Origin of the sequence: Pseudomonas huaxiensis, assembly GCF_003231275.1 — a bacterium.
Taxonomy (GTDB): domain Bacteria; phylum Pseudomonadota; class Gammaproteobacteria; order Pseudomonadales; family Pseudomonadaceae; genus Aquipseudomonas; species Aquipseudomonas huaxiensis.
Genome location: NZ_QKVL01000025.1, coordinates 84,858 through 97,839, shown reverse-complemented (window position 1 = coordinate 97,839; position 12,982 = coordinate 84,858). Strand labels below are relative to the sequence as shown.

Genomic DNA, 12,982 nt, shown 5'->3' with positions numbered 1-12,982 from the left:
CCCTAGTGAAAACGTAGCCAGACACTGACCAGAATCGCCGCCGCCACCAGCCACGCCAGTGCGGCCAAGGCCAGTGAGGCCTCCAGACGCAGGCGGTCGACGAGGAAATACAACGCCGTGAGGTAGACGAAGTACGGAATGATCGACCACATGCCGAACACGATGGTGGTCTTCAGATCGTCCAGCGAGCGGCCCTTGCCGACGATGTAGTGGGCGATCAGAGCGAAGGTGGGGAACAGCGGCACCAGCCCGGCGATGTAGTAATTGCGGGTCTTGGCCAGCATCGCGAGGATCACCACCACGGCGGCGCCAAGACAGGCTTTGAGTATCAGGTCCATGTGGTTTCCGCCTTGTCAGCCGAGGCCGTACTTTTTCACTTTGTCGAACAGGGTGGTCTTGGCCATGCCCAGTTCCTGGCTGGCCTGGCTGAGATTGCCCCCGGTACGTTGCAGCGCGTCGCTGAGCAGGTTGCGTTCGAAGGCTTCCACCGCCTCGGCAAAACCAACGCCTTGGGACGGGCTGGTGCCGCTCTTCTTGAACGCCGGCAAGCCCAGGGCGAAGCGCTCGGCAACGTTGCGCAGTTCGCGCACGTTGCCCGGCCAGTCATGGCTCATGAGGCGCGACAGGGTCTGGCTGTCCAGTTGCGGCGCCTCGCGGTCGAAACGCAGGGACGACAGTTGGAGGAAGTGTTCGAACAATTGCAGGATGTCTTCTCGGCGTTCGCGCAGCGGCGGCAGTTCCAGGGTCACGACATTGAGGCGGTAATACAGGTCGCTGCGGAATTGGCCGCTCTGGCCGAGGGCGTCCAGGTCGGATTTGGTCGCGGCGATCACCCGGCAATCCACGGCGATGCTCTGGTTCGAGCCGAGGCGTTCCAGGGTCCGCTCCTGCAATACCCGCAGCAGTTTGATCTGCAGGTTGATCGGCATGCTCTCGACCTCATCGAGGAACAGCGTGCCGCCATTGGCGTGTTCGATCTTGCCGATCCGCCGCTTGCCGGCACCGGTGAAGGCGTTGGCCTCGTGGCCGAAGATTTCGCTTTCGAACAGGTTTTCCGGGAGACCGCCGCAGTTCAGCGCAACGAACGGCTGGGACTGACGTCGACTGAAATCATGCAGGCAGCGGGCGACCAGTTCCTTGCCGGTACCGGTCTCGCCTTCGATCAGCACGTTAGCCGAGGTGTCGGCGACGTTGGCGATCAGTTCGCGCAGGTTCTGCATCGCCGGCGAGCGGCCGATGATGCGGCCTTCCAGGGTACTGCGCTCGGCCAGTTGACGGCGCAGGGCGAAGACTTCCCGGGCCAGCCCGCGCTGTTCGAGGGCGCGGCGTACCACGTCGACCAGGCGCTCCGGCGAGAAGGGTTTTTCCATGAAATCGTAGGCGCCGTTGCGCATCGCGCCAACAGCCATGTCGATATCGCCGTGGCCGGTGATCAACACCACTGGCAGGCTGCTGTCGCGGGCCTTGAGGCGGCTGAGCAGTTCCAGGCCATCGATGCCAGGCAGGCGGATGTCGCTGACGACGATCCCGGCGAAGTCGTCGCCGATCCGCTCCAGGGCCTGTTCGGCGCTGCTCACGCCTTCGCTGGCGATGTCTTCCAGCGCCAACGCCTGTTGGCAGCCGAGCAACACATGCGGGTCGTCTTCGACGATCAGGACGGTAAGGGGCGATGAATTCATAAGGACTCGGCGGGTTCAGGGGCGGTTTTGACCAGCGGCAGGCTGATGACGAACGCGGTGCCGCCGTTGGCAGGGTGTTCGACGCTCAGGTTGCCGCCGGCCGCAGCCGCAAGGCTGGCGGACAGGGTCAGGCCCAGGCCGAGGCCATGCTCGCCCGGTTTGGTGGTGAAGAACGGTTCGAACAAGTGCTTGCGGGCGTCGTCGTCAATGCCGTGGCCATTGTCGCGGACTCGCAGGCGGTACTTGTCGTCGTGGCGCTCGCCCTCCAGCCAGAGTTGCGGCAACGGCACCGTGGCCATGGCGTCCAGGGCGTTGCCGATGAGGTTGACGAGAATCTGCTCGAGGCGGGTCTGGTCGATGGCCAGTTGCTGATCGCTGTAGTTGCTGTGCAGCTTCAGGTGGCAGCCTTCGATACGCGCGTTGAGTACTTGCAGGGTGGCCTCGACCGCCTTGCTCAGCGACGCCTGGCCACGGTCGTCGCCGCGTCGGGCGAAGGAGCGCAGGCTGGCAGTGATGCGGCCCATGCGGTCGATCAGGTCGTTTATGGTCAGCAGGTTGGCGCTGGCGATTTCCAGCGAGCCGCGTTCGAGGAAGCGCACGGTGTTGCCGGACAAGGTGCGCAGCGCGGCCAGCGGCTGGTTCAGTTCGTGGGCGATGCTGGTGGACATCTGGCCGATGGCCGCCAGCTTGCCGGCCTGCACCAGTTCGTCCTGGGCGTGGCGCAGGGTCTGCTCGGCCTGCCGCCGTTCGCGGATCTGCGCCTTGAGGCGATCGTTGCTGGCGCGCAGGTCGGCGGTGCGTTCGGCGATCTTGCGTTCGAGCTGGTTGTTGGCTTCTTCCAGCGCTTCGCGAGCAGCCAGGCGGGTGGCGATCACCTTGCGCCGTTCGTTCCAGGCGATGGCGAGGATGGCCAGCAGGGCGAAGGCCACGGCCACCAGAACACCCTGGATGATCGATTCGCGACGCAGGTCTTGCAGCGGCGTCAGCAGGGTGAAGTGCCAGGGTGTGTCGACCAGGCGACGAGTCTGCGCCAGGTAGGCGACTTCATGGGTGCCGTCGTCGAGCCGGGCGTTGGCCGGGAAGGTCAGTTTCTCCAGGTCGTCGCCGAGCTTTTCCCGCCCCAGCGGCTGCAGCTCGTTGAGCGAGAACCAGTAGTACTGCAGGCTGCGGGCCAGGCGCTCCTTGAGTTCCGGGTTCAGCGGGCGCACCGACTTCAGACGCCGGGCCGGGTCGCTGGAAAGGATGATGATGCCGTTCTCGTCGCTGACGAAGGCTTCCAGGCGGGCGCGTTGCCAGCGTTCTTCGAGGGGTTCGAGGCGAACCTTGATCACCGCCACGCCAATGATCTTGCCGTGTTCTTCAAGACCGTGGGCCAGGTAGTAGCCCGGCTCGCCGGTGGTGCTGCCGATCCCGTAGAAACGTCCCGGCTGGCCGCGTACGGCGTCCTGGAAATAGGCGCGGAACGACAGGTCTTCACCGAGGAAACTGTCGACATCGCGCCAGTTGCTGGAGGCCTGGACCCGGCCGCTGGTGTCGAGGACAAAGATCGCCCGGCTGCGGCTGCGCCGGTTCAGGCCTTCGAGGTAGTCGTTGACCACCTGGCGGTGTTCGCCATCTGGTTCGGTCAGCAGTTTCGAGACGCTGTCTTCCAGCTCCAGCAGGCTGGGCAGGTAGGTGTACTTGCTGATTTCGCTTTCAACGGTGCGCGCGTGCAGCTCGAGCTGGCGCTCGCCGTTGTCGCTCAAGGTGCGGATGCCGTTGTGCTCGCTGACCATGAAGCCGGCGACGCCCAGGCCGATCGTCAGCATGAGGATCAGTGGCGGAATGATGAGCTGGCGAATCAGGCGGGGTTTCACGGCAAGGGCAGGCTTGGCTGGGCGAAAGAGCGTGGGATCGCATTTCATCACAGTGGCCTTATGACGACCAGCGCCCGCTGCCCGGCGAACACCGGACAGCGGGCTGCGGTCTGCTTAGTGCTGCAGGATCTTGCTGAGGAAGTGTTGGGTACGCTGGTCGCGCACGCTCTGGTCACCAAAGAATTCTTCCTTGGTGCAGTCCTCGATGATGTTGCCTTTGTCCATGAAGATGACCCGGTTGGCGACCTTGCGGGCGAAGCCCATTTCGTGGGTCACGCACATCATGGTCATGCCTTCATTGGCCAGCTGGACCATGACGTCCAGTACTTCGCTGACCATTTCCGGGTCCAGGGCCGAGGTCGGTTCGTCGAACAGCATGACGATCGGGTCCATGGCCAGTGCGCGGGCAATCGCAACGCGCTGCTGCTGACCGCCGGAAAGCTGACCGGGGTGCTTCTTGGCGTGGGCGCTCAGGCCGACGCGGTCGAGCAGGGCCAGGCCTTTCTTGCTGGCTTCGGCTTCGCTGCGACCGAGCACCTTGCGCTGGGCGATGGTCAGGTTCTCGGTGATGGTCAGGTGCGGGAACAGCTCGAAGTGCTGGAACACCATGCCCACTCGCGAGCGGAGCTTCGGCAGGTTGGTCTTCGGGTCGGCGATGGAGGTACCGTCGACGATGATGTCGCCTTTCTGGAACGGTTCCAGCGCGTTGACGCACTTGATCAGGGTCGATTTGCCTGAGCCGGACGGCCCGCAGACCACCACCACTTCACCTTTCTTGACCTCGGTATTGCAGTCGGTCAGCACCTGGAAGTCGCCGTACCACTTGTTGACGTTCTTGATGGAAATCATACGGTTATCCTTTTCTGCAGACGCTTGACCAGGAAGGAAGCGGAGAAGCTGATGACGAAGTACACGACGCCGGCGAAGATCAGGAACTCATTCGAGCGTCCGATGATGTCGCCACTGGCCCGTGCCGAGTTGAGGAAGTCCACCAGGCCGACGGTGTAAACCAGCGAGGTGTCTTGGAACAGGATGATGCTCTGCTGCAGCAGCAACGGGGTCATCTTGCGGAACGCCTGGGGCAGGATGATCAGGCGCATGGTCTGGCCGTAGGTCATGCCCAGCGCTTGTGCCGCGCCCATCTGGCCCTTGGCGATCGACTGCACGCCCGCACGGACGATTTCGCAGAAGTACGCCGCCTCGAACATCATGAAGGCCACGACGCAAGAGGTGAACGCACCGATCGGGGTGTCTTCGCCGGTGATCCAGCGCAGCACGAACGGCACCGCCAGGTAGAACCAGGTGATCACCAGCAGCAGCGGGATGGAGCGGAAATAGTTGACGTAGGCACCGGCCAGGTTCGACATCAGCTTGTTCGATGACAGCCGCATCAGCGCCAGGAGGGTACCCAGCACGATACCGCCGACGATGCCCATGACCATCAGTTGCAGGGTCATGCGCATGCCGTTCCAGAGGCCCGGCAGGGCGGGAATGATCCCGCTGAAGTCCAGTTCCATCATTTACCTCCCACGGAAATCAGGCCCGGTACCGAGACTTTCTTCTCGACCATGCGCATGAGCAGCATCAGGCCCATGTTCAGGGTGAAGTAGATCAGCGTGGCGAGGGTGAAGGCTTCGAACAGGTTGGCGGAGAATTCGGCGGTCTGCTTGGTCTGCGCCAGCAGCTCCATCAGGCCGATCAGCGAGGCGACCGACGAGTTCTTGAAGACGTTGAGGAACTCCGAGGTGAGCGGCGGAATGATGATCCGGTAGGCCTGGGGCAGCAGCACGTTGCTGTAGATCTGCGAGAGGCTGAAACCCATGGCGCGGGCGGCGGCTTCCTGACCGCGGGGCAGGGCCTGGATGCCGGTGCGGACCTGTTCGCAGACCCGTGCGGCGGTGAACAGGCCGAGGCAGATGACCACGCTGATCAGTGCCGAGGTCGTCGGGTTGAGGTCCTGCTTGAACCATTCCTGCAGGCCTTCGGGCAACAGGTCGGGCACCAGGAAGTACCAGATGAACAGTTGCACCAGCAGCGGCACGTTGCGGAAGAGTTCCACGTAGCAGGTGGCGATACCCGATACCACGCGGTTCGGTACGGTGCGCATGACGCCGAGGACCGAGCCCAGCAGCAACGCGATGATCCAGGCGGCGATCGCAATGGCGATGGTCCAGCCCAGACCGGTGATGTACCAGTCGAGGTAGGTCTCGTCGCCCACGCCGGTGGACTTGAAGAATACGCCCCAGTCCCAGTTGTAATTCATCGGGGTCTCCCCTCAGATCAGTTGTTTCACGGGCACCTTCGAGCATCCGGGGGCGCGCACGCCCTCGGATGAAAGGTTAGACACTAACTAGACGGGATTCAGGACTTCTTGTCGTCCGCGGCTTTATCGGTAGGGTTGGCGATCAGCGCCTTGAGTTCTTCACTCATCGGGAAGCCGAGGTTCAGGCCTTTTGGTGGGACTGGCTGCTGGAACCACTTGTCGTAGATCTTGTTGATCTCGCCCGATTTGTAGAGCGCGACGATGGCCTTGTCGACTGCAGCCTTGAACGGTGCGTCGTCCTTGCGGACCATGCAGCCGTAGATTTCATAGGATTGCGGCGTACCGGTAACGACCCAGTCGGTTGGCTTCTTGGCCTTGGCCATTTCGCCTGCGAGCAGGGCATCGTCCATCATGAAGGCGACGGCGCGACCGGATTCGAGCATCTGGAACGACTCGCCGTGGTCCTTGGCCGAGATGACGTTCATCTTCATCTGCTTGTCGGCGTTCATGGCCTTGAGGATGCGCTCGGAGGTGGTGCCAGCGGTGGTCACTACGTTCTTGCCGGCCAGGTCCGGGAAGTCCTTGTAGGCGGGTTGACCGTCCTTGACCTTGGTCAGCAGGCGGGTACCGACTTCGAAGATGCCGACCGAGAAGGCGACCTGTTGTTGGCGCTCGACGTTGTTGGTGGTGGAGCCACACTCGACGTCAACGGTGCCGTTCTGTACCAGCGGGATGCGGGTCTGGGAGGTGACCAGGTTGTATTTGACGTTCAGGTTGGGAAGGTCCAGATCCTTTTTCAGGGTCTCGACGATGGCCAACTGGATGTCGTGGGAGTAACCGACCGGTTTACCCGAAGCGTCGGCGATGTAAGAAAACGGAATGGAAGCGTCCCGATGCCCCAGCGTAACGGTGCCCGAGTCCTTGATCTTCTTCAGGGTGCCGGTCAGTTCTTCGGCCATGACGGGCGAAGCGATCACAGCGGCCGCGATAGCGGCGCCCAACAGATGACGAACGATACGCATCTAATTTTCCTCGACGTTGTTTTTTTTATGAGGCCGTTGTCGGCCGTTTCGTTCAGCGAACACTGCAATAAAGCGTTTGCGCATTCGGGTACTGAGTGTAGAGCATGAGTCGTGCCAGGCGCTGACTTCGGTCATCAACGCCCGGTTTTACTGGATAGCAGGGTTATTTGACGGGCGTTTGACAGGAGGCTGTGTACGGTAGGCCGAATCCTGGGAGGATTGGCGTTCGGAAAGCCGAACGACGGCGGCGATGGGGTTGACGCGGAACGTGTGGGAGTGGCTGTTAGCCGCGATGGGCCGCTCCCACGGGTTGCGTGTCAACCGTCGCGATTCAGGCAGCCTGCACCCGACCACGCTTCAGCTCGACCCGCTGCAGATATTCACGCAGCGCCTGTTGTTCCGAAGCGCTCAGGAACAGCCCCAGTTTGCTGCGCCGCCACAGGATGTCGTCGGCGTTCAGCGCCCATTCTTCGCGGCACAGGTAATCCACTTCACGGCTGAACAGGCCACCGCCGATGGCTTCGCCCAGATCTTCCGGGCCTTGCACGCCTTCCAGCAGCGCCTTGGTGCGGCTGCCGTAGGTCAGCGCCCAGCGTTTGGCCAGGGCCGCAGGCAGCCAGCCGTGGCGGGCGAGGATTTCGTCGCAAAGGGCTTGCGGCGTGCTCATGCCTTCACCGCCGGGTAGCGGCGCGCTTGCGGTCCAGCTTCCGGTCATCTGGGTAAACCAGGGAGCCAGTTCGCCCATGGCCGATTCGGCCAGCTTGCGATAGGTGGTCAGCTTGCCGCCGAACACCGACAGCAGCGGTGCCTGGCCGTTTTCCGAGGACAACGCCAGGGTGTAGTCGCGGGTCACCGCCGACGGGTTGTCCGACTCGTCGTTGCACAGCGGACGTACACCGGAGTAGGTGTGGAGGATGTCGCTCCGACTGAGTTGATGATTGAAGTGCTGGTTGACCACGTTGAGCAGGTAGTCGGTTTCGGCTTCGGTGATTGCCACCTGGGCCGGATCGCCGCTGTATTCGCGGTCGGTGGTGCCGATCAGGGTGAAACGTTCCAGATAAGGAATGCAGAACACGATGCGCTGGTCTTCGTTCTGCAGGATGTAGGCATGTTCGCCTTCATACAGCTTCGGCACGATCAGGTGGCTGCCCTGGATCAGGCGGATGCCGTAGGGCGCGTCGAGTTTCAGGTCATCCTTGATGAACCTGGCCACCCACGGTCCGGCGGCGTTGACCAGCGAGCGGGCCTGGATAGTCTGCTGGCTGCCGTCGGCGCGCTCGACCTGCACGTTCCACAGCTTGCCGCTGCGACGCGCGCTCAGGCAGCGGGTGCGGGTGAGGATGTGCGCGCCGCGTTCACGGGCGGCCATGGCGTTGAGCACCACCAGACGGGCATCGTCCACTGCGCAGTCGGCGTATTCGAAACCACGGGTGATGGCCGGCTTGAGCGGGCTGCCCGGACCGAAGCGCAGGCTGCGCGAGGCGCCGAGTTGCTTGCGCTTGCCCAGGTTGTCGTAGAGGAACAGGCCGGCACGGATCATCCAGCCCGGACGCAGGTGAGGGCGGTGCGGCAGAACGAAACGCATCGGTTTGACGATGTGCGGGGCTTTGGCCAGCAGCACTTCGCGTTCGGCGAGGGCTTCGCGCACCAGGCGGAATTCGTAATGTTCGAGATAGCGCAGGCCGCCGTGGATCAGCTTGCTGCTGGCCGACGAGGTGTGGCTGGCGAGGTCGTCCTTTTCGCAGAGGAACACCGAAAGGCCGCGTCCGGCAGCGTCGGCGGCGATGCCGACACCATTGATGCCACCACCGATGACGGCAACGTCATAGATTTCGGCAAGGATGGGGGAGCTGGAATTGGACACGGCGCGGCCTCTTGTAAAGTCGTTCTGGTATCTTTTCTGAACATTAATGTTCGTATTCGAAAATGTTAGCCGAACGGAAAGCCGCCGACCAGTGACTTTCCATAGAAAATACTGATCTGGTTACAAATAAGTGAAAAAAACCGAACATTGAAACCGCCAACCTTGCGATGGCGGTTGCGGGGCCGTCACACCACTTCGAGGCGGATCTTGTTCTGGTTGAGCAACTGGCTCAGGGCTGCGACGGGGGCCTGATCGGTTACCAGGCAATCGATCAGGCTGATCGGGCCGAGGCGGACCATGGCGTTACGGCCGAACTTGCTGGAGTCGGCGGCGAGGATCACTTGGCGGGCATTGGCGATGATCGCCTGGGAAACGCGCACTTCCTGATAGTCGAAGTCCAGCAGGCTACCGTCTTCGTCGATGCCGCTGATGCCCACCAGTGCGAAATCGACCTTGAACTGGTTGATGAAGTCGACGCTGGCCTGGCCCACCACACCGCCGTCGCGGCGCACATTGCCGCCGGCCAGCAGCACTTCGAAGTCGTCCTTGGCACTGAGGATCGAGGCGACATGCAGGTTGTTGGTGATGATTTTCAGGTGATTGTGGTTGAGCAGGGCGCGGGCGATGGACTCGGTGGTGGTGCCGATATTGATGAACAGCGAGGCGTTATCGGGGATTTGCTGGGCCACGGCTTCGGCGATGCGCTGTTTCTCATCGCGCATCTGGTCGGCGCGCATGGCGTAGGCGGTGTTTTCAATGCTGGAGTCGTAGGCCGCGCCACCGTGATAGCGCCGCAGCAGATTGACCTCCGCCAGTTGGTTGATATCGCGGCGGATGGTTTGCGGGGTGACAACGAACAATTGCGCCATTTCTTCGATACTGACGTAGCCGCGTTCGCGGACCAGTTCGAGAATTTGTTGTTGGCGGGGAGGCAGATTCATTGGCGTCCTTCAGGGGCGGCCGAAAAATGCTGCAATGATGCCGTAGGAAGTAGCCGGGGACCAGCCTGAGTGCGGCAGCCGCGTAGCACAGGGCGCATCCATTGCGGATGTGCCCTGTATGCACTGCTTACTCTTCGTGGGGTTCCCAGTCGCGGGTGCGATCAACGGCCTTGAGCCAGCCGCTGTAGAGTTTTTCCTTCTCCGCTTCAGCCAGTTGCGGTGTGAATTCCCGCTCGATCAGCGCCTTGCCGCGCAATTCATCCAGGCCGCTCCAGAAACCACAGGCCAGGCCTGCCAGGTAGGCGGCGCCGAGGGCGGTGGTTTCGCGCATCTGCGGACGCTCGACACAGGTGCCGAGGATGTCGGCCTGGAACTGCATCAGGAAGTTGTTGGCGACCGCGCCGCCGTCCACGCGCAGGGCGCTGAGGCGCTGGCCGCAATCCTGCTGCATGGCGTCGAGGACGTCGCGGGTCTGGTAGGCAATCGACTCCAGTGCGGCGCGGATGATGTGGTCCACCTTGACCCCGCGGGTCAGGCCGAACAGGGCGCCACGTGCGTACGGGTCCCAGTAGGGCGCGCCGAGGCCGGTGAAGGCCGGCACCAGGTACACGCCGTTGCTGTCCTTGACCTTGCTGGCGAAGTACTCGGTGTCGTGGGCGTCGTTGACGATCTTCAGTTCGTCACGCAGCCACTGCACGGTTGAGCCACCGTTGAACACCGCGCCTTCCAGCGCGTAGGCCACTTCGCCGCGCGGGCCGCAGGCGATGGTGGTGAGCAGGCCGTGGGAGGACTGCACGGCTTTGTCGCCGGTGTTCATCAGCAGGAAGCAGCCGGTGCCATAGGTGTTCTTGGCCTGGCCCGGCTCCACGCACATCTGGCCGAACAGCGCGGCTTGCTGGTCGCCGGCGATACCGGCGATGTCGATGCCGCTCTTGGTCTTGCCGTAGATTTCCGAGGACGAACGCACCTCGGGCAGCATTTGCCGCGGGATGCCCAGGACTTCCAGCATCTTGTCATCCCACTGCAGCGTGTGGATGTTGAAGAGCAGGGTGCGCGAGGCGTTGGTGTAGTCGGTGACGTGAACCTTGCCGCCGGAGAATTTCCAGATCAGCCAGCTATCGACGGTGCCGAACAGCAGTTCGCCGCGCTCGGCGCGCTCGCGGGCGCCTTCGACGTTGTCGAGGATCCACTTGAGCTTGGTGCCGGAGAAGTAGGGGTCGGTGACCAGGCCGGTGGTTTCGCGGATGTAGTCCTGCAGGCCGTCGCGCTTGAGCTGTTCGCAGATCTCGGTGCTGCGTCGGCACTGCCAGACGATGGCGTTGTACACCGGGCGACCGGTTTCCTTGTCCCAGACCACCGTGGTTTCACGCTGGTTGGTGATACCGATGGCGGCGACCTGGTCGTGGCTGATACCCGCCTGGGCCAGGGCTTCGACCATGGTCGCGCTCTGGGTGGCGAAGATTTCCATCGGGTCGTGCTCGACCCAGCCGGCCTGCGGGTAGTGCTGGGCGAACTCGCGCTGGGAGGTGCCGACCACGTTGGCATCGCGGTCGAAAATGATGGCCCGCGAACTGGTCGTGCCCTGGTCGAGGGCAATGATGTAGTTCTTGTTCTGACTGTCTGTCATGTCGTTGGCCTTGCAGTGAAATAGGTTGGAGTCAGGGCAGCTCTATCCGCGTGCGGATCAGGACGTCTGGGTCTTGCCCTGGGTCTTGTCGTCGGTCGGTGTGCTGGCAGCGGCGCTGGGCAGGCTGCGGGCGAACACGCCGCGGTACAGGGCGGCGCCAAGGCTCGCTCCCATGATCGGCGCGAAAACCGGAACGAGGAAGTACGGAATATCACGGCCGCCGGTGAAGGCTACTTCGCCCCAGCCAGCCAGGAATGTCATCAGTTTGGGGCCGAAATCACGCGCCGGGTTCATCGCGAAGCCGGTCAGCGGGCCCATGGCGCTGCCGATCACGGCGATCAGCAGGCCGATCAGCAGTGGGGCGAGGGCGCCGCGCGGCAGGCCGTTGTTGTCATCGGTGAGGGCCATGATCACGGCCATGAGAATCGCGGTGATGATGACTTCAACGAGGAACGCCTGGCCGGTGGACAGCGCCGGGTGCGGGTAGGTGGAGAACACCGAGGCCAGTTCGAGGCTGGCCTGGCTGCCGCGAATCATCTGGTGGGTTTGTTCGTAATCGAAGAACAGGCTGCTGTAGAGCGTGTAGACCAGCGCCGCGCCGCAAAAGGCGCCGGCGATCTGGGCGACGATGTAGAACGGCAGTTTGCCCTTCTCGAAACCGGCGAACAGGCACAGCGCGATACTCACGGCGGGGTTCAGGTGCGCGCCGGAAATCCCGGCGGTGAGGTAGATCGCCATGCTGACGCCCACCCCCCAGATGATGCTGATTTCCCACAGGCCGAAGCTGGCACCCGCCACCTTGAGCGCGGCAACACAGCCAGTACCGAAGAAGATCAACAGTGCAGTGCCGAAGAATTCGGCCATGCATTGGCTGGACAACGTCGGTTGTTGTAGAGCAGTCGTCATTCGTTACCTCGGTTTTTGTTGTTGTGAGGCGCAGTGAGCGCTCGACAGAAACCCGAGCGAAATCCCCATTTCGGTCAGGCAGACGATAGAAATGCACCTTATAAGGGCATCACCAATATTCAGATTCGAAAAAATATAGACAAGAAACGCTGATGTCAAAGGTCGAAAGTGAACTGCCATTCATAATCTGACTGTCGGCCTACGAGTTGTCATATTCGTGTCCTACAGGCCAATGGTTGTGGCACACGATTTGTCCTACAGTAGCCGCCGAATACAGAACGAATGTTGGAGCCCCGCATGACCCCTGCTCTGGACCTGTTGAAGAAAGTTCGCGCCGAACACCGCATTCACAGTTATGAACACGACCCCAAGGCCGCGTCCTACGGCCTGGAGGCCGCTGAAAAACTGGGTCTGGACCCCAAGCGGGTGTTCAAGACCCTGCTGGCCAGCAGTGAAAAAGGCGAGTTGCTGGTGGCGGTGGTGCCGGTGGGCGGCAGCCTCGATCTGAAGGCACTGGCCCAGGCGGCGGGTGTGAAGAAGTGCGAAATGGCTGACCCCGCCGCAGCGCAGCGTTCAACGGGCTACTTGTTGGGCGGAATCAGCCCGCTGGGTCAGAAGAAACGTCTGCGCACCTTTATCGACCAATCGGCCGAGGCTCACGAGACGATTCATGTCAGCGCCGGACGGCGCGGGCTGGAGGTGGAACTGGCGGCCGCGGTGCTTGCCGAGCATACCCAGGGCAAGTTCGCGGATATTGGTCGCGAATAGAAAACGGGGATGCCCAAACGAGAAGGCCGCCACGATTGTGGCGGCCTTTTTTGTAT

12 protein-coding genes are annotated in these 12,982 nt (G+C 62.3%); 1 reads left to right on the top strand and 11 read right to left on the bottom strand.

The genetic code is table 11. The annotated features are described in order from the left end of the window. Positions 1 to 2: 2 nt before the first annotated feature. The 11 genes from DM374_RS22455 to DM374_RS22405 form a co-directional block, all read right to left on the bottom strand. Complete coding sequence (locus tag DM374_RS22455; RefSeq protein WP_177431592.1) at positions 3 to 329, bottom strand: GlpM family protein; 327 nt, start codon at positions 327 to 329, stop codon at positions 3 to 5. Positions 330 to 353: 24 nt separating this feature from the next. After that, positions 354 to 1,679 carry a two-component response regulator AauR gene (locus tag DM374_RS22450; RefSeq protein WP_110971861.1) on the bottom strand — a complete coding sequence of 442 codons (1,326 nt, stop codon included), beginning with the start codon at positions 1,677 to 1,679 and terminating at the stop codon, positions 354 to 356. Further along, complete coding sequence (locus DM374_RS22445; protein WP_110971860.1) at positions 1,676 to 3,583, bottom strand: two-component sensor histidine kinase AauS; 1,908 nt, start codon at positions 3,581 to 3,583, stop codon at positions 1,676 to 1,678. Before DM374_RS22445 ends, DM374_RS22450 begins: the two co-directional genes overlap by 4 nt. Before the next feature lie 66 nt (positions 3,584 to 3,649). Next, on the bottom strand, positions 3,650 to 4,384 hold the full coding sequence (locus DM374_RS22440) for an amino acid ABC transporter ATP-binding protein (protein WP_095154878.1): 735 nt from the start codon (positions 4,382 to 4,384) through the stop codon (positions 3,650 to 3,652). After that, positions 4,381 to 5,052, bottom strand: a complete 672-nt coding sequence (locus tag DM374_RS22435) for an amino acid ABC transporter permease (protein WP_110971859.1) — start codon at positions 5,050 to 5,052, stop codon at positions 4,381 to 4,383. The genes DM374_RS22440 and DM374_RS22435 overlap by 4 nt, the downstream gene beginning before the upstream one ends. Then, a complete protein-coding gene (locus tag DM374_RS22430; protein WP_095154880.1) occupies positions 5,052 to 5,798 on the bottom strand; it encodes an amino acid ABC transporter permease in 747 nt (248 codons plus the stop codon). Before DM374_RS22430 ends, DM374_RS22435 begins: the two co-directional genes overlap by 1 nt. Before the next feature lie 98 nt (positions 5,799 to 5,896). Further along, positions 5,897 to 6,820, bottom strand: a complete 924-nt coding sequence (locus tag DM374_RS22425) for a glutamate/aspartate ABC transporter substrate-binding protein (protein WP_110971858.1) — start codon at positions 6,818 to 6,820, stop codon at positions 5,897 to 5,899. Between the two features lie 331 nt (positions 6,821 to 7,151). After that, positions 7,152 to 8,684: a glycerol-3-phosphate dehydrogenase gene (gene glpD, locus DM374_RS22420; RefSeq protein ID WP_110971857.1), complete on the bottom strand. Its 1,533-nt coding sequence runs from the start codon at positions 8,682 to 8,684 to the stop codon at positions 7,152 to 7,154. Between the two features lie 185 nt (positions 8,685 to 8,869). Continuing rightward, the gene (locus DM374_RS22415) at positions 8,870 to 9,625 is read right to left on the bottom strand and encodes a DeoR/GlpR family transcriptional regulator (protein WP_110971856.1); all 756 of its coding nucleotides are present in this window, start codon (positions 9,623 to 9,625) and stop codon (positions 8,870 to 8,872) included. A 127-nt stretch (positions 9,626 to 9,752) separates the two neighbouring features. Continuing rightward, a complete protein-coding gene (glpK, locus tag DM374_RS22410) occupies positions 9,753 to 11,252 on the bottom strand; it encodes a glycerol kinase GlpK (protein WP_110971855.1) in 1,500 nt (499 codons plus the stop codon). 57 nt (positions 11,253 to 11,309) lie between these two features. Beyond that, a complete protein-coding gene (locus tag DM374_RS22405; protein ID WP_110971854.1) occupies positions 11,310 to 12,158 on the bottom strand; it encodes an MIP/aquaporin family protein in 849 nt (282 codons plus the stop codon). Positions 12,159 to 12,455: 297 nt separating this feature from the next. On the opposite strand from DM374_RS22405, the gene ybaK reads away from it, so the two are divergent. Continuing rightward, positions 12,456 to 12,926, top strand: a complete 471-nt coding sequence (gene ybaK, locus DM374_RS22400) for a Cys-tRNA(Pro) deacylase (RefSeq protein WP_095154886.1) — start codon at positions 12,456 to 12,458, stop codon at positions 12,924 to 12,926. Positions 12,927 to 12,982 lie beyond the last annotated feature (56 nt).